The organism is Pacificoceanicola algae, from assembly GCF_049341065.1.
Classification (GTDB): Bacteria; Pseudomonadota; Alphaproteobacteria; order Rhodobacterales; family Rhodobacteraceae; genus Pacificoceanicola.
The window spans coordinates 19,293-45,965 of record NZ_JBMPIX010000005.1; the positions used below are offsets into that span (position 1 = coordinate 19,293).

The following is a 26,673-nucleotide window of genomic DNA, read 5'->3' on the forward strand; positions in this document are numbered from 1 at the left end:
CGAACGCAATTCCTGATTGTGAGGGCAATACAGTCGAAAGCGCAACCTTTCCGTGTTGGGTGGAGTGATCTTTCTGCAGCCATGACAGAAACTTTCGCGGCTGACAGATAGCCGTCGCGAAAGCGGGTATGGCCATTTGTGGACTGCCCCGATTTTGCAGGGGATTTCTTGGCCTAAGAGACCGTTTAGCTAGGCTCAGGACCCATTGATTTCCGCCGCGCGGCGTGGTTCACGGCTCGAAAACGAGCGGTGAACATGTCTGATCTCTTCTGGCTGAGCGATGCGCAGATGGCGCGTTTGGAGCCCTACTTTCCGAAGTCCCATGGTACGCCCCGCGTCGATGATAGGCGCTTCCTGAGCGGGATTATCTTCATCAATCGTAACGGGTTGCGATGGCGGGATGCGCCGAAGGAGTATGGCCCCCACAAAACGCTCTATAACCGCTGGAAGCGTTGGAGCGACAAAGGCATCTTCGCGAAGATGATGGCCGGTCTGGCTGCCGAGCACGGCGAAGAGAAGACCGTCATGATCGACGCAACGTACCTGAAGGCCCACCGAACAGCGACCAGCATGGGCGTGAAAAAGGGGGGCGTGGACGCCTGATCGATCGGACCAAAGGCGGCATGAACACCAAACTGCACGCCATCTGCGACAGCCAAGGTCGACCGATTGATCTGTTCGTCACCGCCGGGCAGGTGAGCGATTATATCGGCGCACGGGCACTGCTCAGCGGCCTGCGGATGTCGATTGGCTTCTCGGTGATCGCGGCTATGACGCCGACTGGTTCAGAGAAACATTGAAAGACAAAGGGATACGCGCGTGTATCCCCGGTCGAAAACAGCGCACGAAAGCTGTGAAGTATGACAAGCGCCGATACAGACGGCGCAACCGGATTGAAATCATGTTCGGTAGGCTCAAGGACTGGCGGCACGTCGCGACCCGATACGACAGTTGTCCCAAGGTCTTCCTGTCCGCCATCGCGCTCGCCGCAACCGTCTTGTTTTGGCTATGAAACGAGAACGAGTCCTGACCCTAGCCCCCAGCTTTCGATGCCAGAAACACAGATAACTTGATGATGTCTTTCCAACAACTTCGACGCGCTTCCGAATTATGGTCGTCGATACCGAAACGGCCTCGCTGTTTCTTCGTACCGGGCATAAGGCTGCGTTGATGATATTGGCTACGCCCGCATGGGAAAACGCCGCCGGATGAAATGGTCACCGCAGGGCGCATATCGCGTTGCCATTACGCGGGCTGCTATCCTTGACGAAAGGCTCACCGTTTCAAAGCTGGCCGCATAACCACCAGGTATTGCCCACTCCCCCGTTTCATAAAGCGGATCACGCGCCCTATGCTTGGCGTCAAAGCCTAGCACTCTGCCGACGCAACCCTGGCTGGGATCGAGACCGCACACATGATCCTAAAGGGCCAAATCGACGGCAACGAGCTCACCATAATGCAGAAGTTTGCGGCGTTCGCAGCATAAATGTGTCCAGAGAAAGGACGTATTCAATCGGCAAACAAAGTTTGCGACAGAACCCGCAGGTCATACCAGTGACAGCTTCTCGCGGCAGCGCTGAAAAAGAAAGTCGATGAAGAGCTTGATCTTGTTGTCCTGCAATCGTCGGTGCGGGTAGAGACATCCGAACATTGCGGGTTCGGGCGGAGTTTCGGGAAGGATCTCGACAAGGGCCCCACACTCAAGATGCTCTGCGACTTCGAAGCGAGGCTTGTTGACGATACCACGTCCGGCACAGGCCCATCCGGTCAGAACGTCGCCATCATCAGAATCGTAGCTGCCCGAAACATCCATCCGCTTGGGTCCTTCTGACGTCGAGAGCGTCCAATACCACTCGGGTGATCTTGGATATCGCAGGAGCAGGCAATTGTGGCGCAACAGATCTTCGGGAGACTGCGGCATGCCGCGTTCCTCAAGATAGGATGGCGCAGCGCAAAGGAGTCGCGGTGTGTCCATGATCTTGCGCAGTTTCAGGTTTGAATCCGGTGGCTGGCCGATGAACATCGCAACATCGAGGCCGTCCTCCAAAAGATTTACCTTACGGTCTGACAGGCGCAGCCGCACGGACACCTGCGGATACATGTCTACGAACTCGGGGATGAGGGGGGCAACCAGTCGCTTGCCCACCCCAAGAGGAGCAGTAACCTGAATGGTGCCGTGCGGTGTCTGGGAATAGCCCGATATCGCGGCCTCGGCATCTTCAAGGCATTGCACAACCTGACGGGCGTGATCGTAGAAAGTCTGACCCACGTCGGTTGGGGACAGCTTGCGGGTTGTGCGATTGAACAGCCGCACATCCAACCTGCGCTCAAGCTCCTTGATGCGTTTGCTGGCGACCGCTGGCGTCAGGCGCAAGTCACGCCCTCCGGCTGTGATGCTGCCAAGTTCGACGACACGAACAAAGACCTTCAGACTTTCGATATAGGGCAAGCGGACCTCCTATTTTCAACGATTCGTTGAAATAGCATACTCGAATGCCCCGTATTTCATTGACTCAAATCCGATCATAATGGGTGTGGCTGCAGATTCTCAGGTGCGGCGAGGGAGGACACATGAAGACGAGATCCGAAGTACGTTTTATATTGAACGACCGCGACGTCGTCCTGGACAGGGTAGGTGCCAGCGACACATTGCTTGATTTCTTGCGGATCGACCGCCGCCTGACGGGCACCAAGGAAGGCTGTGCCGAAGGCGATTGCGGCGCATGCACGGTACTAGTGGGACGGTTGTACGACGGTGACCTGCATTATGACCCGGTCAATGCCTGCATTCGGCTGACGGCCTCGCTGGATGGGTGCCATGTGGTGACCGTCGAACATTTGTCGGGGCCCGACGGCAAACTGCACCCCGTCCAGCAAGCGATGGTTGAACACCACGGCAGCCAATGCGGCTTTTGCACACCGGGCTTCGTGATGTCGCTTTACGCGCTATGGATGGGCAACGCCGATCCGACCGAAACAGAGATCGAAACCGCACTTCAGGGTAACCTGTGCCGCTGCACCGGTTACGAGCCGATCATCAAGGCGGCCAAGGCGGCCACCCAACTGGGATCTCCCGCCGATGATGCGTTGACGCGTGAACGCAGCGCGATCACCGCGAAGTTGACAGACCTGAAGGATGGGTTGCGGGTTGATGTGCGACGCGACAACAGCCGCTGCATTCTGCCGGCGTCCGTTGATGATCTGGCAGACATTCTCGAACAGATGCCCAATGCCACGATTGTTGCGGGGGCGACGGATGTGGGTCTTTGGGTGACAAAGTTCCTGCGCGACATCTCTCCTGTCGTGTTTCTGAACCATCTGGAAGAGTTGCGCGAGATTGCCATATCTGACACAGCCATCACACTGGGCGCATCCGTAAGCTATACCGACAGTCGCGCCGCAATGGCCGCCGACTACCCCCATCTGGGCGCGTTTTGGGATCGCATCGCAGGCTGGCAGATCCGCAACATGGGAACGATCGGCGGCAATGTTGCCAACGGGTCGCCCATCGGGGACACACCACCGGTTCTGATTGCCCTTGGCGCATTGATCACACTGCGCAAAGGTGGTGTTCGTCGCGACTTGCCGATTGAGGATTTCTTCATCGACTACGGCAAGCAAGACAGGGCCGAAGGGGAATTGCTCGAATCCATCACTGTCCCGCGCCCTGCCGAAAACGCGATTCACGCAGCCTACAAGGTCTCAAAGCGCCGCGACGAGGACATCTCGTCTGTGTGCGCTGCATTCAATATCACGGTTGAAGACGGCAAAATCACCGCTGCACGCATCGCATTTGGCGGCATGGCCGCGACGCCCAAACGCGCATCCCACGCCGAGGCAGCGCTTGTCGGTGCGGCCTGGAGCGAAGCAAGCCTGCTGGCGTCTGCCGAACGTCTTGGCGACGATTTCAACCCGCTGACCGACTGGCGCGCCTCCGCAGAATACCGCCTGAAAGTGTCCAAGAACCTGTTCCGCAAATTCTGGTTGGACCAGCAGGCCGACACATCAAACGCCCGTCTGAGCGCGTAAGGGAGAGCTGCCATGAACATGCAAAAAACATCCCATGCCACGATCAAAGGCGGCGCCTGCACCGATCTGCGCCACGATAGTGCGATCAAACACGTGACAGGCCGCGCCCAGTATTGCGACGATATCGCGGAACCTGCGGGCACGCTGCACGCCTATCTCGGCCTGTCGACCAAAGCCCATGCGCGGTTGCGCAAGGTTGATCTGGAGGCGGTGCGCGCGGCCCCCGGCGTGATTGGCGTCTTGACCGCCGATGATATTCCCGGTGTCAACGATGTCTCGCCGACCGGGCGCAATGACGAACCAATCTTTGCCACTGACAAGGTTGAGTTCTGGGGCCAGCCAATGTTCGCCGTGGTTGCCGAGACCCGCGACGCGGCGCGACGTGCGGCCAAGCTTGCCCAGATCGACTACGAAGACTTGCCTTACGCTTTGGACCCTGAAACCGCACAAGAGGCGGGCATGGGCTATGTGACCCCGCCGCTGACCCTCAAGCGTGGTGACGCGGCTGAAGCGATGGCGGCCGCCGCTCACCGTATCAAAGGCAAGATGCGTGTCGGTGGGCAGGACCACATGTATCTGGAGGGCCATATCGCATTCGCCATTCCCGGTGAGGATGACGACGTGATCGTCCATTCCTCGACCCAGCACCCGTCCGAGGCGCAGCATATGGTGGCGCATGTGTTGGGCGTGCCGTCCAGTGCGGTTGTGATCAACGTGCGCCGGATGGGTGGCGGGTTCGGCGGCAAGGAAACCCAGATGAACCTGTTCTGTTCGGTGGCCGCGGTGGCTGCAAAGAAATGGAACCGCGCCGTCAAAATCCGCCCTGATCGCGATGATGATATGTCAGCGACGGGCAAGCGGCATGATTTCGTGATTGATTACGAGGTGGGCTTTGATGATGAGGGCGTGATCACCGCCGTGACCGGTGAATTCGCTGCACGTTGCGGGTTTTCGTCCGATCTGTCTGGCCCGGTCACGGACCGCGCTCTGTTTCACGCAGATAACGCCTATTACTATCCCAATGTTCTGCTGAATTCGCATCCGATGAAGACCAATACCGTGTCAAACACGGCGTTTCGCGGATTTGGCGGGCCGCAGGGTGTCATCGCCGCCGAACGCATCATGGAAGAGATCGCCTATCACCGCGGGCTGGACAGCCTTGAAGTGCGTAAGCGCAATTTCTACAGCGAGGGCGGGCGCGATGTGACGCCTTATCACCAGACGGTCGAAGACAATATCGCCCCGCGCATCTGTGAGGAACTCGCCGACAGCGCCGACTATGCCGTGCGCCGTCAGGCCGTTCTGGAGTGGAATGCCAAGGGCGGCTCGATCCGCAAAGGGATCGCGCTGACACCTGTGAAATTCGGCATTTCGTTCACGGCCACGTGGTACAATCAGGCGGGTGCCCTTTTGCACATCTACTCGGATGGCTCTGTCCACCTGAACCACGGTGGCACCGAAATGGGTCAAGGCCTCAATACGAAGATCGCACAAGTCGTCGCGGATGAGCTGCAGGTCGATTTCGACACCATCAAGATCACCAAGACGACCACCGAGAAGGTGCCCAATACCTCGGCGACGGCGGCCTCTTCCGGATCTGACCTGAACGGTATGGCCGCGCGGGACGCGGCACGGCAAATCAAAGATCGGCTGGTGGCGTTTGCGGCCGCGCAATGGAACACCGACGCCGACGCAGTGCGTTTCCTCCCCAATGCGGTGCAGGTTGGGGATGAGGTCTTGTCCTTCCCTGATTTTATCAAGCAGGCCTATATGGCCCGCGTCCACCTGTCCGCAGCCGGGTTCTACAAAACCCCGAAGATCCACTGGGATCGCGAAACAGGCCAAGGCCGCCCATTCTATTACTACGCATATGGTGCCGCCTGTTCTGAGGTTTCGGTTGACACGTTGACGGGCGAATACCGTGTCGAGCGGACGGATATCCTGCACGATGTCGGCAAGTCGCTGAACCCGATCATTGATGTTGGGCAGATCGAAGGCGCGTTCATTCAGGGCATGGGGTGGTTGACCACGGAAGAATTGTGGTGGGACGCTCAGGGCCAGCTGCGCACGCACGCGCCCTCGACCTACAAGATCCCGCTCGCTTCGGATCGCCCGCGCATCTTCAACACGAACCTCGCAACGTGGTCCGAGAACAAGGAGCATACGATCAAACGCTCCAAGGCCGTGGGTGAGCCGCCGTTCATGTTGGGCATTTCCGTGTTCGAGGCCTTGTCCCACGCCGTCGCCAGCGTCGCAGACTACCGCGAATGCCCGCGCCTGGATGCGCCGGCGACGCCTGAGCGGGTGTTGATCGCCATCGAACGGTTGAGGGGCTGATCTCATGACGCTTGCCCGGTTTCTGACAACGTCCAAGGATGTGATCCACGTGCACCTGACGAATGTGCGCGGATCGTCCCCCCGCGACGCAGGGGCGCAGATGTTCGTGACAGCTGACGGTTTGCACGGCACCATCGGTGGCGGACAGCTGGAATACATGGCCATAGACGAGGCTCGCGCCATGCTGCGGGCAGGGTGTTTGGCAGGGCAGATGGATGTCCCGCTGGGGCCGGAAATTGGCCAGTGTTGTGGTGGCCGCGTTGCCATCTCGCTGACGCAGATGACCGCTGCGGATCGTCAGGCCGCCTGTTCGGCGCACGCGGAGTCAATCGCGCAGCTACCTCATGTCTACATTCTTGGGGCAGGCCACGTCGGCCGCGCCTTGGCGCAGTTTTTTCAGTTCCTGCCCGTGCGCTGCATTCTGGTCGATTCCCGGTCCGAGGAACTGTCGCTTTGTGACGCAACCGTTGAAACGCGTTTGTCGGCCATGGCTGAGGCTGACATACGATGCGCGCCCGCGGACAGTGCCTTTGTTGTGCTGACCCATGACCACGCCCTTGATTTCCTACTGACGTCCGAGGCGCTGGACCGCGGTGATGCGGCTTATGTCGGGCTGATCGGCTCGGCAACCAAACGGGTCAAGTTTTCGCGTTTTCATGCGGCCCACGCCACCACCACCGACATCGACAGTCTGACCTGCCCCATCGGCCACAATGCCAGCACCGATAAACGCCCCGAGGTTATCGCAGCCTTCGTGGTTGCTGAGATCATGGAGCGTCTGACCGGTGCAGCGGCGCGCGCAGACACACTTAGCGACCAACACCCCGCCCAGAGCGCCGAGGAGGGCGACACGGGGCAATATCATAGGGAGGGATTCCAAAAATGACCGATACAACCTACAGCTACAGGCTCTTTAACAGAAACGATTTCAATGCGTTCTGGGCCCTGTTCACCGACAACCTAGTCAATCTTCTGATCCTGTCCGGTGTCTGTCAGTTCGTCTTTCAGATGCCCGCCGAAATTGTCTTTGGCCGGATCGTGCCGGGGGCTGCGGTTGCAATTCTTGCAGGTGTTGCCGTCTATTCGCTGATGGCCAATTGGGTAGCGAACAAGCAGGGCAAAGACGTCACCGCCTTGCCCTACGGTATCTCGACGCCTGTCATGTTTGTCTATTTGTTCGGCGTCATCGGTCCGATTTTCTGGGCGACGGGGGATTCCCTTCTGGCGTGGCAGGTCGGCATTGGTGCGGGCTTTATGGGTGGTATCGTTGCGGCATTTGGCGCAATCGTCGGCCCGTTTCTGAAGCGGATCACGCCGCGTGCGGGTATGTTGGGGACGCTGTGCGGGATCGCTTTGGTGTTCATCGGGTCCGTGCCGCTGGCCACTGTGTTCGAACACCCGCTGATCGGGTTCTCATCGCTGTTGTTCATCCTCTGGGGGTTGATCGGCCGCTTCCGTCTCCCGGGCAATGTGCCTGCTGGTCTGGTGGCGATTGCCATCGGCACGGTCATCGCGATTTTTCTTGGCCAATCGTCCTTTGACACCGATGGCATCGGCTTTTACGCGCCCGTTCCGTATTTCGGTGACATGCTGATTGGTATTCAATACCTCTTCGCCAACCCCGAGTTGTTCTTGGTTCTGATCCCGGTGCAGATCTACAATTTCATCGAGACGATGAATAACGTTGAATCCGCCGAAGCTGCGGGCGACAGCTACCCGGTGGGGCTGTGCCAGATCACCGACGGTGCAGGCACGATGATTGGAGCGCTGTTCGGATCGCCTTTCCCGACGACGGTCTACATCGGTCATCCTGCCTACAAGCGCATGGATGCGCGTGCGGGCTATATCATCGCGGTGGCGCTTGTTGTTGCGGCGGCGGCCTTTCTGGGCTTCCTTTCGTTCCTTGCAGGTTTGATCCCGATTGCGGCGGCGGCCCCTGTTCTGGTGTTCGTGGCCGTAAGTCTGATCACCAATACCGGATACGCGGTAAAGCCCGCGCATATGGCGGCGGTCGCATTCGCAATCCTGCCTCACATCTCGAACTTCCTCATGACCAAATGGGGATCCTTGATGAACGCCTTGCGCAACACCGGTGTCGAAGGCTTGCCCGGTCTGGGCGATAGCGATCTGACGGCGGCGTTGCTCATGGAAGGCGCGCATTACGAAGGTCACCTCGCCTTGTCGCAGGGTGCGATCATCACCGGACTTGTCTGGGGCGCCATTGCAGCTGATGTTATCGACGGTCGGTTCAAGCAGGCCGGAGGCTTTGCCATAGCCGCGGCAGTGATGTCCTCGATCGGCGTCATTCACAGCTTCACGCTGCAAATGCCACAGTTCGATGGCATCACCGTCGGCTATCTGATCATTGGCGCATTCATGCTGATCTATCCGATGGTTGCCCCCAAAGAAGACCTCAAGCATCGCATCATCGTTCCGGATGAGCCTGACTTAGTTGAGGATGACAGCCCCGCGCTCGACATCGCTTGACTTCAAACCCTGAACGAGGCGGCCACAACATGCGCCGTCTCGTTTGCCGCCATCCCACGAAAGAGTCACTCCCATGCCCGATACACTTCTGCGCGGTCGCCTTTTGACGTTCCATGACGAGCCCTCAAGCCCCGACGACACAGACGCCTATAGTTACGTTGAGGATGGCGCAGTTTTGATGCGCGATGGGACAATCGCGGCGTCGGGTACATTTGGCGACGTTGCCGCCGAAGCCAAAGATGCAGTCGTCAAGGATCACCGCCCTCACCTGCTGATGGCGGGATTTATCGACACGCATATCCATTTTCCGCAAGTCCAGATCGTCGCCAGTTGGGGCAATCAACTGTTGGATTGGCTGAACGGCTACACCTTTCCGGCAGAGGCCGATTATGCCAATGCCCAGCACGCCCGCGCCATGGCGGGGCACTTTTGTGATCTTTTGACTGAGCACGGCACGACCACCGCCGTGGCCTTCTGTTCGGTCCATGCATCCTCCGCCGAAGCGCTGTTCTCGGAGGCTCGGGATCGCAACATGCGGATGGTTGCCGGCAAAACGATGATGGACCGCAACGCCCCCAACGCGATCCTCGACACTGCCCAATCAGGTTATGATGACAGCAAGGCGCTTATCGAACGCTGGCACAACAAGGGGCGTGCATCTTATGCGATCACGCCGCGTTTCGCGATCACCTCAACGCCGGAGCAACTCGAAATCTCTGGCGCGTTGGCGGGTGAACACCCCGATTGCTACGTTCAGACACACCTCTCCGAGAACCACGACGAGATCGCATTCACCGCCACGCTTTTTCCGCAGGCGCGCGATTATCTGGACGTCTATGAGGGGTACGGCCTGCTCGGTCCGCGCATGATGCTCGGCCATGCCATCCACCTGAAAGACCGCGAAATCGGAGCGATTGCCGAAACAGGTGCCCATCCGGTCTTTTGCCCCACGTCCAATCTGTTCCTTGGTAGCGGATTGTTCGATGATGCAGGCTTGCGGGCGCGCGGTATCCAAAACGGAATCGCCACGGATATCGGGGCCGGAACCAGCTATTCAATGCTCCAGACGTTGAATGAGGGCTACAAGATCCTTCAGCTTCAAGACCAGAAATTGCACGCCTTGCGCGCGTTCCATTGGATCACCCGTGGCAACGCCGAAGTCTTGGGGCTGACCGACAAAATCGGCACCCTTGATGCGGGAACAGAAGCTGACGTCGTCGTCATAAACGCCCGCGCGACAGCGGCGATGGACCTGCGCATGGATCGCGCCGAAAGCCTTTCGGACGAACTGTTCGTCATTCAAATGATGGGCGATGACCGAGCCATCGCGCAAACCTACGTTTCTGGCGTACCACAAAAGAAAGACCTGACATGATTTCAGTTACTCGACTAGACCTTCAGGATGCAGGAATCCTGATCGAAGGCGCGGCCGCCAAGGCGGGCGAAATTGGCGTTCCGATGTGTATCGCAATTGCGGATGAGGGCGGGAACCTGATCGCGTTCAGTCGGATGGATGGCGGCAAAGTGACTTCCTCAACGATTGCAATCGACAAGGCGTTTACTGCGGCAGCTGCCAGGAAAGCGACGCATGACTACGGGGCTGCCAGCCAACCGGGCGCCCCCGCCTACGGGATCGCTTCCGCCATTGGCGGGCGGTTGATGGTTGTCGGCGGCGGTCTTCCGGTCGTTGCACATGGCGAAGTTGTCGGCGGCATCGGCGTCAGTTCGGGAACACCGGATCAGGACAGGGCCGTCGCGCAGGCAGGAATTGACGCTTTTCTTAAACAGATCTGAGTTATCTCACTGTGCGCGAGACCAACAAAAATTCCAAAATGCGCCGACGGAAGCAAGACCCGCACGTCAGCACACGATCAGTGCCGTTTCGTTGGCTCCGGTGCGGAAGGGGCCAACGAAATCGCTGGTCGGATTTGCCCGCCGAATACGGCCCAGCCAAGACGCTCTACAATCGTTATCGACAGAACCTACTTGCATCCATTGTGGGTCCCGCCTCATTCGGAAACCCTTACCCTAGCACGACGACCACCATGTTTTGCCTACTTTCTTTCACGATTGGCAGCTTGGCAAAAGTAGACCGCCGTGCAACTATGAGGGTATTTCCAGACATGGAGGCATCCAATGATTGTGCGTCTCACCTGTTCGATTTTTCTCATACTCGGTCTGTCCGGCACGGCTGATGCTCAAACGGTCTTTGTTGATCAAGGCAGCGACTGGACCCCGGATCTAAGGCAACGTTTCTACACTCAGGATCAGGGCGCGCGCATTATGCCGCTGGCTTGGATGCGGGCGCTTCAGACTTCGGATGGTCAGCCCTTCCTGCACGATAGCCTGGACCGCTACGGGTATCTGCCGATGCCTGGCCGCAGCCAGTCGGATCTGCCGATCGGCTTCACCACCAACGATTATAACGGCACGACCGCGATCGGAATGACCTGCTCGGCCTGTCATACCCGGCAAATCGACGTGAACGGAACCGGCTACCGGATTGACGGCGGGCCGGCGATCTCGGACTTCCAGAGTTTTCTGAAAGATCTCGACGATGCCGTCCTTGCGGTGCTGGACAGTGACGAAGCTTTCGAGGCCTTCGCCGAGGTAGCGCTGGAGGCAGAAGAGTCCGACTCGGACGTTGCCGCACTGAAGGCCGAGGTCGAGGTTTGGAGCAATAGGTTTCACACGTTGATCACCCGCTCGCTGCCCGATCCAGCCTGGGGGCCAGCCCGACTGGATGCGGTGTCGATGATCTTTAACCGCCTCGCGGGGTTGGATATCGGGCCCGAAGCGGACGATTATCTGATCCCGGACAATATCGCCGTGGCCGATGCGCCGACACGTTATCCCTTCCTGTGGAATGCCGCGCGGCAAGATTACACGCAATGGCCGGGATTTGCGAAAAACGGCAACGACCTGCTGGGCTTGTCGCGGAACCTGGGAGAGGTCTATGGCGTGTTTGCCGAGTTCCGCCCAGAGCACAAGCCGGGCATCCTGTTTGACTATGATTACATCTCGCAAAATTCGGCCAATTTTGACGGATTGAAAGCGCTTGAGGATTGGATTTGGGACCTCGGGGCGCCGAAATGGCCCTGGACGCTGGATCAGACTCTGGCCGAGCAGGGCGAAGAGATTTTCAACCTGTCCACCGAACTGGGCGGCTGCGTCGAATGCCACGGAAAAAAGCGCGGCGAATTCCGGTCTGTCACGCATGCGACCTATGCCACCCCGATTAAGGACGTGGGCACCGATACCCGCGAATGCGGAGTGCTTACCCGCACGGTCCAAACCGGCGTTCTGGAAGGCGCGTCGATCCCCGTCATCGGAAAGCCGCTGGGATCTCGGGCGCCGGCGATCGACGTTTTGGCACTCTCGGTGATCGGTGGCATCATTCAGGACTATACCTCATTTCGGTCGGTCCAGGCCGATGCTGATGCCCAGATCGGTTTGTTGATGGATCAGAGCGCCTTGCCGCCTGACTATCTGGACGAATTCAAGGATCTGCGTGGGGCATTCCCGGTACAGGAAGACAGCCTGCCCGTCGACATCAGCGCGGTTCAACCTTGCAAATACGAAGCACGTGTTCTTGACGGCATATGGTCGTCGGCACCTTACATGCACAACGGTTCGGTCCCAACGCTGGTCGAGGTGCTTAAATCCCCGGAAGACCGTGTCGCCTCTTTTGTGCCAGGGCCGAATTATGACATCGAAAATGTCGGATTGGCCGTGGACCAAACCAAGTTCAATCAGGTGATCGAGACCACGGGCTGCAACGATCTGAATTCCGGCAACAGCCGCTGCGGGCACGATTACGGCACGTCCTTGACTGAGGATCAGAAGCGCGCACTGTTGGAGTATCTCAAATCAATTTGATCCCCGTGCTGCGATCTTTTCTGGCCGTAAGTCAATAGGTCTGGAGGCGTTGTCAGGTTAATGGGCCTGAAGTTGCAGGTTCATTGATCTGGACATTAGAGCCAGATCGATTCATCATAAATCCAATCTACCAGATGCCGGGACTGAACACCGAAGGCCTATGCGACACCAGAAGGTTAATGCAACAGTCCGATCCCGACGCATCAGACCATCCCCGACAATGACCTCAAAAGCAAATTGCCGGCTCGAAAAAACAAGCAACGCAATATTCCCATTCAAAATACTTTGAGAAACGCCGGAAGTCTCGCATTGTGGGATGTGACGAATTTGGCAACTCGTGACTGACATTCTGTGAGGATCTGTTGCCATTCCATGGGAATGAGACTCCAAGGAGACCAAGGTGAAGGCAATCGATCTGGCATGCGGTATCGTTTTGGCCCTAGCGATCATTCCGGCCATAGGGAGCGCGGATCCGACACGCCGAGCCGAGCGGCTGGAGACTCTGGTCATCGATGCGGAGACCGGATTTTCGGTCACGCAGTATGAATTGCAGGCCGGAATCTATTATCGCTGGCGAATAGCGACCGACGGGCGCGACGACTATACGGTGACAGCGACGGGGCTGTTTAGCGAAAGCTGGATCGACAAGATCACGATTGATGACACGACCCTGCGCGTATCAGGTCTGAATTCGCTGACATTCGAAGAGGAAAGCCAGAGCGAAATCTGGTTCGTGCCGTTGCGCGCCGGGACCTACCGCTTTGCCGTCGAGGGGCTGGCGGCGCTGGGGTTTGCCGGTGAGGTCATCGTGAAATGAGGGGCTTGCCAATAGTGCTGATCGCTTTGGCCTTGAGCGCGCAGGATGCGAAGGCGCGCGATGGGTCGCAGGCCTGCAACAGCGCGCAGCAGGAATTGAAAGAACAAGAGCGTGCGCTGGAAGGGCGGCGCCTGCATGAAGCCCTGTTTCGTGTTGCCGCGCTCAATTGTCCGTCTGCCGCGCGGGACTTGCTGGCACGCGGTGCGTCGGTGCAGGCGCGCAATGGTCAGGGGGCCAGCCCTCTTGCCGTTGCTGCGGGTCACGGGTCGGTCGAGGTGGCTGATTTGTTGCGAGCGGCGGGCGCCGATCTGTCTTTGCGCGATCTGACCGGGGCGACTCCTTTGCTGCGGGCCGCGCGGAATGGGCGCAGAAAGATGGTGGATTGGCTTTTGTTGCAGGGGGTCGATGTTGATGCGGCCGACAAACAGGGCATTACGCCCCTGATCGCAGCTGCGTTCAACGGAGACCTTCGGATGCTCAAGACGCTGCTGGCCACCGACCCGCAGATCAATGCGCGCGAAAGCTTGGGCAAAACGGCGCTGATCTATGCTGCGGGTCGGGCCTATCCCGAAGTCGTGTCGCTGCTTTTGTCCGCCGGAGCGGATGTTGCGGCGACGGACAGCCATTTGCTGACGGCGCTGTCCTGGGTTGCGGGCCATGCCAATGACGCGCCCGCCAATGACGGGATCAAGACTGCGATGCTGCTGCTAAAGGCAGGGGCTAACGTAAAGCACCGCGACGACAGGGGCCGCGATGCCCTGATGATCGCGGCGCAACGTGGCCATGCAGAGATGGTTGCATTTTTGCTGGCGGAGGGCGCGGATGCCACGCGGCGGGACAAGACCGGAAAAAGTGCTGCGGATCTTGCCATGACGCCCGAAATTGCGGCGCTGCTGCGTTAGCGATCCTACATCGCACCAAGATAACGCGCCAGCGCGGCGATGGTTGCGTCGTCCAGCTGCTTCATTGTGCTGATCTTGTCGGGCGCGTTCATGCGGACCTCGTTCTTGAAATCCAGCATCGCCTTGTCCAGATAGCCAACCTGTTGACCGGCGAGGCGCGGGATCCGGCTGTCGCCCTCCCACTTGCCGTGGCAAGCGCTGCACTGGCCGCCGGTGATCCCGCGTTCGGCAAGGGCCTGGTCGCCGTCTTGCGTATGTGCGGGCACATCGGGCCAGGCCTGGTCAGCGAAATATTGCGCAATTTCTTTCATCTGGTCGCGCGAGTACTCTGCGGCGATCCCAGTCATTATCTCGTTCTGGCGCCGCCCGGCGGAATAGTCCTTGAGCTGTGTGTAGATATAAAAGAACTGCTGGCCAAAGATGATCGGATAGGTCTCATCGACAGGCACACCGGTTTCGCCGTGGCAACTTGTGCAAAGCTGCACGGTCTCTTCAAGGTTGAAGGCGTCCTGAGCCATTGCGGAAGTCGCAAGGGCCAGAAGGCTGGCTGCGAGCGCCGACCGAAATATTCTCATTTCTAGCGACTCCTGTTGCGACGGGGCAAATGATGCCCCGTCTGTTTGCCGGAATATTGCCGATCAGTCGGCCAGCGCAAACGCGATTATATTGTTGCCGCGCTTGTAATTCAGCTGCGCGTTTCCGCCTGCCGCGACAACAATGTATTGCTGGCCGCCCACGGTATAGCTGGACGGCGGGGCGTTGACGCCCGCGCCCGCCTGAAAGCGCCACAATTCACTGCCAGATGCGGAATCATAAGCCTTGAACAGACCATTGCCTTCGCCGGTAAAGACCAGTCCGCCAGCCGTGGCCAACACTCCGCCGATCATCGGCTGTTCGGTGCGAACTTTCCAGGCAATCTTGCCGGTGTTGTAGTCAACCGCAGTGACATTGCCCCACTGCTCTTCTTCCGGGATGACGTCAAAGGAGCCACCCAGCCAGAGCTTGCCTTCGGGATAGGGGCTGGACGAAACGGTGTAGGTCATCGGCTGGTGCAGATTGATCGCATAGCTCATGTGCAGGTTCGGATCGACTGCCATCGGCGACCATTCCACGCCCCCGTTGGCCCCGGGCAGCATCCGCGCGCCGTCGGCGGTGGGCAAAGTCCACATGTTCTCTTGCGGGACCATCGCCTCGGAGTAGCGGATCATGGAGCAGTCGTCGGCCTTGTTTACATAGACATGGCCGGTCTTGCCGCCGTGCAGGATGCCTTTGACGTCATTGCCCTCCGCGTCTTTGACCATGGTGATGATCGGCGGCGACACCGCGTCAAGATCCCAGACATCGTGGGCGATATACTGGAAGTGGCAGATATATTCGCCGGTATTCAGATCGACCGAGACAAGGCTGTCAGTGTACAGGTTGTCACCGGGGCGCAGCGCGCCATCGAGGTCGGGCGACGGGTTGCCGACCACAAAGTAGATGCGGTTGGTTTCCAGATCGACCGCTGGGTTTTGCCATACACCGCCACCCAAAGTGGCAAAGGGATCGCCGTTCGCGGCATAGGCCGCTTTTTCCGCCTCAATATCCCGGTGCATGTCGCGACCCGTTGCATCGGTGGTCGCCCAGACGCCCTGTGAATCGTCGGCCGTGGTGTTGAAAGTCCACTTCAGCTCGCCGGTCATCATGTCAAAGGCTTTGACGAAGCCCCGGATGCCGTATTCGCCACCGTTGGTGCCGATCAGGACCATGCCATTGACGACCGTGGGGGCCATAGTCTCGGAATAGCCCAGTTCCGCGTCAGCAATCTGAGTCGCCCAGACCTGTTTGCCAGTCTTGGCGTCGAGCGCCACAAGCTGTGCGTCAAGCGTTCCCATGAACACAAGGTCACCCGCGACGGCCACGCCCCGGTTGTTTGGGCCACAGCAATAGGTCGTAATCGGGCCCATGTCGTGTTTGTGATGCCAGATCTGTGCGCCGGTTTCGGCGTTCAGCGCGTAGACGTGGTTGAAGGCGGTCGTGACATACATCACGCCATTCACCACAATCGGCGTGGTTTCCATGGTGTCGACGATCTCGGTCTGGAAGATCCAGGCTGGCCGCAGATTGCGCACATTGTCGGTATTGATCTGGCGCGACGGATAATACCGCGTCTGCGCGTAATTGCCATTTGTGTGCAGGAAGTTGTTGCCATCACCGGCGGCCCGCGACAGCATATCCTGTGTCACATTCGCCAAGTCGCCATACAGGGTACTGTTTGTAACTTCGTCTTGCGCAGCGACGCCGGTAGAAATTAGTGTCGCCGCGACCGAAAGCGGTATCAATAATTTTTGAACAGACATGAAAGTTTCCTCCCCAGGATGCTGGCAATCATATCGCTTTGCCAGAATACAATCCTATGCAAAAAAAATGGATTGGGCTACCATTATGATTACGTAAGGGAAGGCGGGCGATGTGATGCGTGACGAAATCTTGGTTCGCGTGGCGGTTGCGTTTGTGTTTGCACTTTGGGTCAGCCCTGCGGTCGCCGATCCGTCCGGACGCATCATCGTGTCGAACGAGCGTGACGATACGCTGTCGATCCTCAATCAAAAGCTCGAGGTGATCGACGTCATAGAAACCTGCGCGCGCCCGCGCGGGATGCATTTCAGCGCGGACAGGTCAGAATTTTACGTCGCCTGCGCCGATGACGACCAGATCGCGATCTACGATACAGCAGAGATTACGCTGCTGCGGCGCATACGCGGCGTTGCCGCACCTGAGACCTTCGACCTGCACCCCGACGGCCGCAGGCTGATCGTCTCGAACGAAGAGGACGCCACCGCCTCTGTCTATGACGTCGAAACCGGTGCATTTCTGACTGAGTATGAAACTGGCGAGGAACCTGAAGGCGTGCAGATCATGGCCGACGGTCGGCTGGTCTTTGTGGCGTCAGAGGCGGCCAATCTGGTGCATGTCATCGACCTGGAGGCCGATGAGCTGATCGCTGACATCTTGGTTGACACACGGCCGCGCCGGTTTGCGCTGACACCGGATCAGTCCGAACTTTGGGTCTCGGCCGAGGTCGCGGGGATCGTGAACATCATAGATGTCGCGTCGCTGAAACTGACGGGCGACATTTTGTTTTCACCGACGGGACTGCGCCGCGAACAGGTGACTCCGGTCGATATCAGGATGACAGCCGATGGCACCCGGGCCTTTGTGGCACTGGGCCGGGCCAATCGTGTGGCGGTTGTAGACGTCGCAACCCGGGCTGTCATCGACTATTTACTTGTCGGCAAGCGCGCCTGGGGCCTGCAGCTTTCGGCAGACGAGACGCGGCTGTTCGTGGCCAACGGGCTCTCGGATGACGTGACCGTAATCGACACGCAGACCCTGCAAGCCGTGACCTCAGTTCCGGTAGGACTGGTGCCTTATGGAATTCTCATCGATGATCGGTAGGCTGCTGGCGCTTGTCGCTTTCGTCTGGGCGGCCCCCGCCCCAGCACAGCAGGATGTGCACATCGCCTATCTGGCTGTGGCCGACGATCCCTATTATGAGGCGCAACCGGTCTATACCGGCCTGTCCTTGAAGGACCACAACCGCCCGATCGACGGAGCACGTCTGGCGATTAAAAACGCGCGCGCGATTGGGCGTGCCTTGGGCTTCCGGATTCTTCTGGACGAATACCTGCTGCCTCCCGATGAAGATGCCGCGGCTGTCGCGGCACAGCTGGCGGAACAGGGGGCTATTGCCATTCTGCTGGATCTGCCCGCCCCGGTGATGGACCATGTTCTGGCACAGGCAGAGACAGTGCCGACGTTGTTCAATATCCGGCATGTCGCCGACCGTTATCGCGGCGGCGAGTGTAATGCCGCCTTGCTACATACCATTCCGTCACGCGCCATGCTGACCGACGCGCTTGCGCAATATCTGCGGTATCAGAGATGGACAAGTGTGCTGGTGCTGCGCGGGTCAGAGTCCGATGACGACCAAGAGGTATCGGCGGTGCGCACCTCTGCCAGCAAGTTCGGGCTAAGTGTGGTTGGTGAACATGTCTTTGCTTTGTCCAATGATCCGCGTCAACGCGATTTGACCAACATCCTGCTGATGACCCAGCAGGAACGCTATGACGTTATCTGGCTGGTCGATGCCGCAGGCGAATTCGGTCGCTATGTCCCTTATGCCACCGCAGAACCGCGCCCCGTCGTTGGTTCAGAGGGGCTGGTGGCGCGCGCATGGCACTGGACGTGGGAACGCAACGGCGCGCCACAACTGAACCAGCGTTTTTCCAAGTTGGCTGGCCGCGACATGACGGCTGAAGACTGGGCCGCCTGGGTTGCCGTCCAAACGGTGATCGAAGCGCTTGCCCGCGCCAAAGCCGCCACGCCCCAGGCGGTTGGCCACATGCTTCGCTCGGCTGATTTGTCCGTCGACCAGTATAAAGGTGTACGCGGTAATTTCCGCGCCTGGGACGGACAGTTGCGGCAACCGATCCTGCTCACGACGCACAACGCGACAATTGCCTCCGCCCCGCTGGACGGCTTTGACCATCAGGCGGATCGTCTGGATACGCTCGGCGCGGACCGGCCGGAAAGTGCGTGTTTGCAGCTAAAGTGACACACGTAACCGACAAAATGCCTGCCGAACCGGTTGACTCAGTGAGTGATGGCCTCTCGGCTTACGATCACGCCACTTTCCGCCGACAAATCTTCGACACCAGCCAAGCCAAGAGCAAACCGATGGTACGCCAAAACGGTCTAGGCGATGGTTGCACGGCAAAAGCGGTAGCCTTTCAGGCGGGGCTTCGACGTCGGAATGTTCACGCCTAGAAACTCGCCTGCCGCAAAGAACACGTCAACTTGGCAGTGCGCCTGCTCCTGCAACACGTAGCAGGTCAGGCAAGCATCTGGCCGTCCCCGCAGACCGATATCGCCTGCCCCGAAATCGTCCGCCCGCGTACGCTGGTGAGGAACAAGATCTGGTCGGCGATCTGGTCGGGCTGCACGTATTCCTTGATCGAGGTGTAGGAAAATGCCTCCGCCTCAACCTGCGCAAAGCTGAGGCCCCGGCGCTGCGCCTTGGCCTCCAGCACCCGGCGCTGACGGTCGCCCGCCACGATGCCGGGCAGGATTGCGTTGCAGCGAATGCCGTCGCCGCCCAGTTCAATGGAGAGCGATTTGGTCAGCCCGATCACACCCCATTTTGCTGCGGCGTAGGGGGTGCGCATGGCAAAACCCAGTCGCCCGGCAAGTGAGGACAGGTTGATGATCGAGGCATTCTTGCTTTGCCGGAGTGCCGGTACCGCGTGTCGAACGCAGTGGAATTGCGAGGTCAGGCAGATGGCCAGAGTGGCGTCCCAATCCGCCGGGTCCAGCTCTTCAACGGGGCTGGTCGGCCCGGCAATGCCCGCGTTGTTCACGAGGATATCGAGCCCGCCCAGATGCGCCTGCGCCGCCGCCATGAAGCCCGCGATCTGGCTGGCGTCGGCCATGTCGGCGCGCTGGCGGAACACCTCAGCCGGGAGTGTGTCGAGTGCGGTCTCGTCAATGTCGCAGGTCGCCACCCGGGCGCCTTCGGACAGGTAAGCTTCGACGATGGCGCGGCCGATGCCCTGCGCCCCGGCGGTCACGATCACGCGGGCGCCCTCAAGTTCCAGTTTCACGGAATGATCCTCCTTGGGTTATCGTCAGTATCCAGCGCGCCATGGGCGCGAATAAGTTCCGATGCCACGCGGATGTCTTCGGCGATGGCGCGCGCTGCGGTGTCGCCGTCGCGGGCGCGCAGCGCCTCGCACAGCTGGCGGTGGTGGGCACGCGAATGGTGGCTGCGCGCGTGCGTGATGTCTTCGGAACGGGGGGCGCCAGTATCGACGCCGATATCGAAATTGATGATTGGCCCGGCCTTGAGCCAGAGCATGGTGATCACCTCCATCAGCGCGGGCGATCCGGCGGCGCGATAGACCGCGAAATGCAGGTCCTTGTTGGCCGCCACCGCCGCAGCGCTGCCATAGGCCTTGTCCAGCACCTCTTCAAAGCGTTCGGCCAGCGCGACGACGCCGGCGATCTCGGTCTTCGAGGCCCGTTCCGCAGCCAGCCGCGCTGCCTGCCCTTCGTTCAGCATGCGCACCATCGTCAAGTCCGCAAATTCCACCGCCGTCATTAGCGGCACCATCACGGCACGTTTTGGCGATACCTCGAGCGCGCCACTGGCCGCGAGGCGACTCACCGCTTCACGCACCGGCATCATCGAAACCTCCAGTCGTTCGGCCAAATCGCGCAGGGACAGACGGTCGCGCGGGCGCAGGGCACCGGACAAAAGCATCTCGCTCAGCGTGTCAAACACCTGTTCCGAAAGGGTTTGACGCCGGGCGGGCCGAAGCTGGTCAAGTGGTTCGGTCATGATCTCGGTAACTCCTGTTGACACCTCGGGGGCCGATCTGCAACTGTGATCTCAGATCACAGTGTATTGGGCCTAACTTCAAGCCTTGATCGCCCGGCGGAGGAGAAAAGTCAGCCGGAAAGATCGAGATCCCATTCGGGTGTGATCCTCGGGCACTGATTTCAGGGAGGAACAGCATGACCAAAACCATCACAAACCGGCGGAGTTTTCTGCGGGCAGGCGCGGCCGGGCTCGCACTTGGCGTTGCGGCACCCGCCTATCTGCGTGCGCAGGGCGCACCGCTAAAAATTGGCCACCTGACGCCGACCACCGGCTTTCTCGGGCCGCTTGGCGAATATGCCCAGATGGGCATCAAACTGGCCGTCGAGCATATCAACGCCAACGGCGGTGCTGGCGGGCGTCAGATCGAACTGGTCATGGAAGACAGCGTCAACCCGCAGACCGCTTCGACCAAAGCCGAACGTATGTTCGAGCGCGATCAGGTCGATATGATTATCGGCGAGATTTCCTCGGCTTCCTGCCTGACGATTTCGCAGGTGGCGGCGCGTTATGGCAAATGTTTCGTGAACACAGGCGGCAATTCGGATTCGCTGCGCGGGCAGGATTGCAACCGCTACATGTTCCACGTTGAGACGCAGAATTCGATGTACGTGAACGCCGAAGGCCAGTTCTTCAAGAGCCAGAACCTTGTCGATGGCAAGAACTGGTACACGATGACGGCGGACTACGCCTTTGGTCACGACCTGCTGGCAGCGGCAAAGGCCTTTCTCGACAGCAACGGGGGTATCATCGCGGGCGAAGACCTTGTGCCCACCGATGCGACAGATTTTTCGTCCTACCTGTTGAAGATCCGTCAAGCTGAGCCGGATGTGGTGGCGCTGAACCTCGCGGGGACGCAGATCACCAACTTCTTCAAGCAATACGGCGAATTCGGGCTCGATTTCACCCTTGGCGGCTTTGGTTTCGACACCGTGTCGGCCTGGGCTGCCGGTGCGCAGAATTTCCGCGGCACATGGCCCAACGTCTGGAACCACCTCGTGCCGAACGATGCGAGCCAGGCCTTCGTCAAGGCATTCACCGACGCCTACGGTAAGCCACCCGAGAACCAGGCATGGGGCGATTACAATGCGGGTCTCATCATGGCCAAGGCCGTGGCCGAGGCGGGCGACGCCAGCGGTGACTCGCTTGTCGCCTATCTGGAAAGCCCCGAGGCGCAGTTTGATCTGATGAAGAACCGCAAAGGCTATTTCCGTCCCACCGATCACCAGATGATCCAGGAAATCTATGCGATCACCGCCCTGCCCGCGGATGAGGTGAAGAACGAATACGACATCTTCACCACGTCTGATCCGCTGCCCGGCGCGGATGAACCGCTTGAAACGCTCGCCAAGAGCGTCACCGGCGGCACCTGCACTCTGTAAGATCTTCGACAAGGCGCGGGGGGCTTCATACGCCCCCGCCCAGTCATCTGACACTCAAAACAATGGGGGGACGCACCGCCATGATGGGGCTATTCATCGCGCAGGTTCTGAACGGATTGCTGGACGGCACCTATTACCTGCTTATCGCGCTGGGGCTGTCGCTGATCTTTTCGTTGGGCGGCATCATCAACCTCGCGCACGGGGCTTTTTTCGCCATCGGTGCCTATCTGGCGATCCTGATCACACCCTATGTCGGCTATTTCGGGGCGTTGGTGCTGGTGCCGCTGATCGTGGCGGGGCTGGGCATGGTGATCGAACGGACGCTCTTTACCCGGTTTTACCGCATCGATCCCCTGTATTCGCTGCTGCTGACCTTTGGTCTGGCAATGGTGATCGAACAGGGGTTGCGCTGGATTTTTGGAGCCTCCCCGCAGAATTACAACATGCCGGACATCCTGCGCGGTCAGGTGTTCATGGGGGATTTCATCTATTCACGCTATCGGCTGTTTCTGATCGCCGTGGCGGTGGTCGCAGTTGGCGCGCTCTGGGTGCTGCTGAATCGCACCTCCTTTGGCCGCATCGTGCGGGCCGGGGTGCAGAACCCCGAGATCGTCGGATCGCTGGGCATTTCGCTGCGGCCCTATCTGTCGGTCATCGCGGGCATTGCCATCGGGCTTGCCGGGCTTGCCGGGGTGCTGCTGTCACCGATCTATACAGTACATCCCGCAATGGGGGCCGAGATTATCACCTTGGCCTTCGTCGTGGTGGTGATCGGCGGCCTTGGCTCCTTCTGGGGCGTCATCATCGCCGCCATTCTCGTCGGTCTGACCAAGGGCGTTCTTGTGGCCATCGGCCTGTCGACCTGGTCCACCGCCGCCATTTTCATGCTTATGTTCGTCGTCCTGCTGCTGCGTCCGCGCGGCCTGCTGGGCGAACGCATCCTTCGATTCGAGTGACCCGATGATCCGCATACACCCTCTCCTGATCGCGGCCGCCGCGCTGATCGTTCTGCCCTTCATCATCGTTGCCGCGGGCCTCACCTATACCTCCGCGACCGAGGTCGTGGTCTATGGTCTGGCCTGCATGGGCCTCAATATTCTTGCCGGGCGCACGGGGCTTGTCAGCTTTGGTCATGGCGCATGGTTTGGTTTGGGGGCCTATCTGGCGGGCCTCACGTCGCTGGCCATGGGGGGGGCGTTCCTGATCCCGCTTCTGTTGGCTGTCGTGGCTACGGCGATTATCTCCACGGGCTTCGGCGCGCTGATCCTGCGCCGTCGCGGCGTCTATTTCTCGCTCATGACGCTGGCGCTTTCGGCGCTCGGCTTTTCGATCGCCTTCCGCTGGACCGAGGTCACCGGCGGCGAGAACGGCCTTGGCGGCATTGAAAGGCCAGCCTTCTTAGGGCTCGATTTCGAGATGTCCGAACCCTATTATTGGCTGGTTGCGGTTATCGCCTTCGCCGTGCTGGTACTGCTGTGGCGGTTCAACAATTCTCCCCTCGGTACCGTGCTGCTGGCGATCCGCGAGAACGAACAGCGTGCACGCTTCCTCGGATACAAAGTCGACCGCTACAAGCTGGCCGCTTTCGTGTTGTCTGCCACGATCACCTCGCTTGCGGGTGTGCTGTTGCTCTACAAGAACCGCATGACCTCGGCCGAGCCGATGTCGGTGATCTTTTCCGGTGAACTTCTGGCGATGGTGGTCATCGGGGGGATGCGCAGCTATCTGGGTCCCGCCATCGGGGCGCTGTTCTATATCCTCTTCCGCGAATACCTGTCGATCTACACCGACAACTGGCTGCTGTGGTTCGGCCTCGTCTTCATGATGTTCGTCCTCTACGCCCGCGAAGGTCTTATCGGCATTCCCGGCCAGATCCGCCGCTACCTGAACCCGCCTGCGGAAACCGGGGCCGCGATGGCAGGCCGCAAGGCTGGGGTGCACCCTTTGCCTGCCTTCCTGAAGCCCAAGGATCACACCGATGGGGCGTTGCTGGTGGCCAAAGGTATCTCCAAGCACTTCGGCGGGCTCAAAGCCGTGGACGATGTCGACATCTCGGTCCGCGACCGCACGCTGCACGCGCTCATCGGGCCGAACGGCGCAGGCAAGACCACCGCCTTCAACCTGCTTTCGGGTCTGTACAAGCCCGATGGCGGCAGTGTGACCCTTGCCGGAGTACCGCTTTCGGGCCGCACGCCTGAGGAGATTTCAGCTGCAGGCATTGGGCGCAGTTTCCAGATCACCAACCTGTTCCCCTCGCTTACCGTGCGAGAAAACATCCGCCTTGCCGTGCAGGCCGGAGATGCGCAGCGCATGAATCCTGTGATCCGCGCCCGCAACCTCGCGCAGGTTAACAACCGCACCGCGCAGATCATGGATTACGCCGGGCTGTCGGGTATGGACGGCGCCGAGGCGGGATCGTTGTCCTATGGCGGGCAGCGGTTGCTGGACCTTGGCCTTGCACTGGGGAACCATCCGCGTATCCTGCTGGCGGACGAGCCGCTGGCTGGGCTCTCGGTGGCCGAACGCGAACGCATTGGCCACCTGCTCAAGGCGCTGTCGGCGGACATCCCGGTGTTGCTGGTGGAACACGACATCGACCGCGTGTTCGAACTGGCCGACCATGTCACGGTGATGAACGAAGGCCAGGTTCTGCTTGACGGGACCGTGGACGACGCGCGCGACGACAAGCGTGTCCAAGAGGTTTATATCGGCTCTGGCACATCTACCGTAGCGGGCAGGGCCCGTACCAGCGCCGTGCAGGACAAGATTCTGCTGTCGCTCGACAAGGTCAACGTAAGTTACGGCAAAAGCCACATCATCAACGATGTGAGCTTTGATCTGCGGCAGGGAGAGATCCTTGCACTTCTGGGTCGCAACGGTGCGGGCAAGTCAACGCTGCTGAAATCCCTCATTGGCATTGCGCCGGTCGGCAGCGGTAAAATCTGTCTTGATGGCACCCCGATTCAGGGCATGGCCTCGGCCGCGATGGCCCGAGCGGGGATCTCATACGTACCGCAGGGGCGCGGCCTGTTCGCGGGAATGTCGGTCAAGGACAACCTCGAACTTGGTCGCATTCAGCGTCAGACCGGCGCCGGATCGCATTGGGATGAAGAGCGCATCTTTGCCTATTTCCCGCGGCTCAAGGAGCGCATCGACACGCCCGCCGACTACCTGTCGGGCGGCGAACAGCAGATGGCCGCCGTGGCGCGCGCCCTGTCCGGCGATACCCGTGTCCTACTACTCGATGAACCGTTCGAGGGACTCTCCCCCGCTATCGTCGAACAATTGTTCGAAACCTTCGACCGCTTGCGCGAGGAGGTGTCCATCATCATCGTGGATCACAACCTTGATCTCGCGCTGACCCTGTCGGACCGGACCGTGGCACTTGAACGCGGCAGCATCATCCACGAAGGGCCCTCCGCCGCTTTGGCCCATGACATCGACCTGCGCCGTCAGGTACTCTGGCTGTGAGGAAAGGACCCGATATGACTGAAACAGTTGCTATCATAGGCGCGGGCCTGATCGGGCGTGCTTGGAGCGCGCTGTTTGCCCGCGCCGGTTACGAGGTGCAGGTCTGGGATGCCGATCCCAACGTCCTTGACCGGTTCAAGGGCGATATGGCCACGCTGTGCGACACCATGCAGGCCGAAGGGTTGTTGGAGGACGGCGACGCCGCGCTTTCCCGCATCCGCACCTGCCCGACGCTGGAAGAGGCCGTCAGCGGCGTGATCTTCGTTCAGGAGAACGGACCGGAAAAGATAGAGGTCAAGATCGACCTCTTCGCCCGGATCGACGCAGCGACCGCTCCAGAGGCGATCCTCGCCTCGTCGACCTCGGCCATCGTCGCCTCGCGCTTTACCGAGACGCTGGAGAATAGAGGCCGCTGCTTGGTCGGCCATCCGGTGAATCCACCGCACCTCGTGCCGGTTGTCGAGCTTTGTCCCGCGCCATGGACCACATCCGAAACCATGGACCGGGCCGAGGCGATCTATTCCGCCATCGGACAGGTGCCTGTCCGCATGACCCGCGAACGCGACGGTTTTGTGCTGAACCGACTTCAGGGCGCGCTGCTGGCCGAGGCGCTGCGTCTTCTGGGCGAAGGTGTCGTCAGCGTCGAAGGGCTGGACGCCACCATCAAGGACGGCCTTGGCCTGCGTTGGGCTCTGATGGGGCCAATCGAGACCATCGACCTCAATGCCCCGGGCGGTATCACCGATTATGTCGCGCGTTATGGCGGTTTTTATGCGCGACTGGCCGAAGCGCCAGCAGGACCAGAGGTGTTTTCGGTCGAAAATGCCGAAAAGATTGCAGCGACCTGGCCGCAGGATCGCAGCCCCGAAAACATCCGCGCGCGGCAGGATCGCCGCGACGCGCGGCTCGCCGCGCTGCGCCGACATCTCGCATCCGAACAATCCTGAAGGA

General features: G+C 59.7%; 20 protein-coding genes and 3 pseudogenes. 18 read left to right on the forward strand and 5 right to left on the reverse strand.

Annotated elements, in window-relative coordinates; genetic code table 11:
- The first annotated feature begins 255 nt into the window (after nucleotides 1-255).
- The 3 pseudogenes from ACOYQJ_RS09195 to ACOYQJ_RS09205 all read left to right on the forward strand — a co-directional run.
- Nucleotides 256-1,012 (forward strand): annotated as a pseudogene (locus ACOYQJ_RS09195) (IS5 family transposase).
- Nucleotides 1,013-1,079: 67 nt separating this feature from the next.
- Nucleotides 1,080-1,301 (forward strand): annotated as a pseudogene (locus ACOYQJ_RS09200) (ISKra4 family transposase); the annotation flags it as partial.
- Between the two features lie 23 nt (nucleotides 1,302-1,324).
- Nucleotides 1,325-1,486: pseudogene (locus tag ACOYQJ_RS09205) on the forward strand (IS6 family transposase); the annotation flags it as partial.
- 60 nt (nucleotides 1,487-1,546) lie between these two features.
- Here ACOYQJ_RS09205 and ACOYQJ_RS09210 read toward each other — a convergent pair.
- Entirely contained in the window at nucleotides 1,547-2,449 is a 903-nt protein-coding gene (locus ACOYQJ_RS09210; protein ID WP_422905730.1) for a LysR family transcriptional regulator, read from the reverse strand.
- Between the two features lie 122 nt (nucleotides 2,450-2,571).
- On the opposite strand from ACOYQJ_RS09210, the gene xdhA reads away from it, so the two are divergent.
- From xdhA to ACOYQJ_RS09255, 9 genes are all read left to right on the forward strand, one after another.
- Nucleotides 2,572-4,029 (forward strand): xanthine dehydrogenase small subunit, encoded by a 1,458-nt coding sequence (gene xdhA / locus ACOYQJ_RS09215; protein ID WP_422905731.1) that lies wholly within the window; start codon nucleotides 2,572-2,574, stop codon nucleotides 4,027-4,029.
- 12 nt (nucleotides 4,030-4,041) lie between these two features.
- Nucleotides 4,042-6,366 (forward strand): xanthine dehydrogenase molybdopterin binding subunit, encoded by a 2,325-nt coding sequence (gene xdhB, locus ACOYQJ_RS09220; RefSeq protein ID WP_422905732.1) that lies wholly within the window; start codon nucleotides 4,042-4,044, stop codon nucleotides 6,364-6,366.
- A gap of 4 nt (nucleotides 6,367-6,370) precedes the next feature.
- The gene (xdhC, locus tag ACOYQJ_RS09225; protein ID WP_422905733.1) at nucleotides 6,371-7,252 is read left to right on the forward strand and encodes a xanthine dehydrogenase accessory protein XdhC; all 882 of its coding nucleotides are present in this window, start codon (nucleotides 6,371-6,373) and stop codon (nucleotides 7,250-7,252) included.
- Nucleotides 7,249-8,853, forward strand: a complete 1,605-nt coding sequence (locus tag ACOYQJ_RS09230) for a xanthine/uracil/vitamin C permease (protein WP_422905734.1) — start codon at nucleotides 7,249-7,251, stop codon at nucleotides 8,851-8,853. Before xdhC ends, ACOYQJ_RS09230 begins: the two co-directional genes overlap by 4 nt.
- 73 nt (nucleotides 8,854-8,926) lie before the next feature.
- Nucleotides 8,927-10,228 (forward strand): guanine deaminase, encoded by a 1,302-nt coding sequence (guaD, locus tag ACOYQJ_RS09235; RefSeq protein WP_422905735.1) that lies wholly within the window; start codon nucleotides 8,927-8,929, stop codon nucleotides 10,226-10,228.
- Nucleotides 10,225-10,647 carry a GlcG/HbpS family heme-binding protein gene (locus ACOYQJ_RS09240; RefSeq protein WP_422905736.1) on the forward strand — a complete coding sequence of 141 codons (423 nt, stop codon included), beginning with the start codon at nucleotides 10,225-10,227 and terminating at the stop codon, nucleotides 10,645-10,647. The genes guaD and ACOYQJ_RS09240 overlap by 4 nt, the downstream gene beginning before the upstream one ends.
- A 342-nt stretch (nucleotides 10,648-10,989) precedes the next feature.
- Nucleotides 10,990-12,732 (forward strand): di-heme-cytochrome C peroxidase, encoded by a 1,743-nt coding sequence (locus ACOYQJ_RS09245; protein WP_422905737.1) that lies wholly within the window; start codon nucleotides 10,990-10,992, stop codon nucleotides 12,730-12,732.
- Between the two features lie 400 nt (nucleotides 12,733-13,132).
- Nucleotides 13,133-13,549, forward strand: a complete 417-nt coding sequence (locus tag ACOYQJ_RS09250; protein WP_422905738.1) for a cupredoxin domain-containing protein — start codon at nucleotides 13,133-13,135, stop codon at nucleotides 13,547-13,549.
- Nucleotides 13,546-14,451 (forward strand): ankyrin repeat domain-containing protein, encoded by a 906-nt coding sequence (locus ACOYQJ_RS09255; RefSeq protein ID WP_422905739.1) that lies wholly within the window; start codon nucleotides 13,546-13,548, stop codon nucleotides 14,449-14,451. The genes ACOYQJ_RS09250 and ACOYQJ_RS09255 overlap by 4 nt, the downstream gene beginning before the upstream one ends.
- A gap of 5 nt (nucleotides 14,452-14,456) precedes the next feature.
- Here ACOYQJ_RS09255 and ACOYQJ_RS09260 read toward each other — a convergent pair whose 3' ends face one another.
- Together ACOYQJ_RS09260 and ACOYQJ_RS09265 are read right to left on the reverse strand one after the other, a co-directional pair.
- Nucleotides 14,457-15,026 (reverse strand): c-type cytochrome, encoded by a 570-nt coding sequence (locus tag ACOYQJ_RS09260; protein ID WP_422905740.1) that lies wholly within the window; start codon nucleotides 15,024-15,026, stop codon nucleotides 14,457-14,459.
- Between the two features lie 63 nt (nucleotides 15,027-15,089).
- On the reverse strand, nucleotides 15,090-16,790 hold the full coding sequence (locus ACOYQJ_RS09265; RefSeq protein ID WP_422905741.1) for a pyrroloquinoline quinone-dependent dehydrogenase: 1,701 nt from the start codon (nucleotides 16,788-16,790) through the stop codon (nucleotides 15,090-15,092).
- A 115-nt stretch (nucleotides 16,791-16,905) separates the two neighbouring features.
- Here ACOYQJ_RS09265 and ACOYQJ_RS09270 point away from each other — a divergent pair, with 115 nt between their 5' ends.
- A complete protein-coding gene (locus ACOYQJ_RS09270) occupies nucleotides 16,906-17,889 on the forward strand; it encodes a PQQ-dependent catabolism-associated beta-propeller protein (RefSeq protein WP_422905742.1) in 984 nt (327 codons plus the stop codon).
- Nucleotides 17,879-19,048, forward strand: coding sequence for a type 1 periplasmic-binding domain-containing protein (locus ACOYQJ_RS09275; protein WP_422905743.1), 1,170 nt, complete (start codon nucleotides 17,879-17,881; stop codon nucleotides 19,046-19,048). The genes ACOYQJ_RS09270 and ACOYQJ_RS09275 overlap by 11 nt, the downstream gene beginning before the upstream one ends.
- A 277-nt stretch (nucleotides 19,049-19,325) precedes the next feature.
- Here ACOYQJ_RS09275 and ACOYQJ_RS09280 read toward each other — a convergent pair whose 3' ends face one another.
- Both ACOYQJ_RS09280 and ACOYQJ_RS09285 read right to left on the reverse strand, forming a co-directional pair.
- The gene (locus ACOYQJ_RS09280; protein ID WP_422905744.1) at nucleotides 19,326-20,093 is read right to left on the reverse strand and encodes an SDR family oxidoreductase; all 768 of its coding nucleotides are present in this window, start codon (nucleotides 20,091-20,093) and stop codon (nucleotides 19,326-19,328) included.
- The gene (locus tag ACOYQJ_RS09285; RefSeq protein WP_422905745.1) at nucleotides 20,090-20,830 is read right to left on the reverse strand and encodes a GntR family transcriptional regulator; all 741 of its coding nucleotides are present in this window, start codon (nucleotides 20,828-20,830) and stop codon (nucleotides 20,090-20,092) included. The genes ACOYQJ_RS09280 and ACOYQJ_RS09285 overlap by 4 nt, the downstream gene beginning before the upstream one ends.
- A gap of 176 nt (nucleotides 20,831-21,006) precedes the next feature.
- Between ACOYQJ_RS09285 and ACOYQJ_RS09290 the strand changes: the two genes are divergently transcribed.
- The 4 genes from ACOYQJ_RS09290 (at nucleotide 21,007) to ACOYQJ_RS09305 (ending at nucleotide 26,669) form a co-directional block, all read left to right on the forward strand.
- Nucleotides 21,007-22,251: an ABC transporter substrate-binding protein gene (locus ACOYQJ_RS09290; RefSeq protein WP_422905746.1), complete on the forward strand. Its 1,245-nt coding sequence runs from the start codon at nucleotides 21,007-21,009 to the stop codon at nucleotides 22,249-22,251.
- A gap of 80 nt (nucleotides 22,252-22,331) precedes the next feature.
- Complete coding sequence (locus ACOYQJ_RS09295) at nucleotides 22,332-23,207, forward strand: branched-chain amino acid ABC transporter permease (protein WP_422905747.1); 876 nt, start codon at nucleotides 22,332-22,334, stop codon at nucleotides 23,205-23,207.
- A 4-nt stretch (nucleotides 23,208-23,211) separates the two neighbouring features.
- Complete coding sequence (locus tag ACOYQJ_RS09300; protein WP_422905748.1) at nucleotides 23,212-25,722, forward strand: branched-chain amino acid ABC transporter ATP-binding protein/permease; 2,511 nt, start codon at nucleotides 23,212-23,214, stop codon at nucleotides 25,720-25,722.
- Nucleotides 25,723-25,736: 14 nt separating this feature from the next.
- Nucleotides 25,737-26,669, forward strand: coding sequence for a 3-hydroxyacyl-CoA dehydrogenase (locus tag ACOYQJ_RS09305; protein ID WP_422905749.1), 933 nt, complete (start codon nucleotides 25,737-25,739; stop codon nucleotides 26,667-26,669).
- Nucleotides 26,670-26,673: the final 4 nt, after the last annotated feature.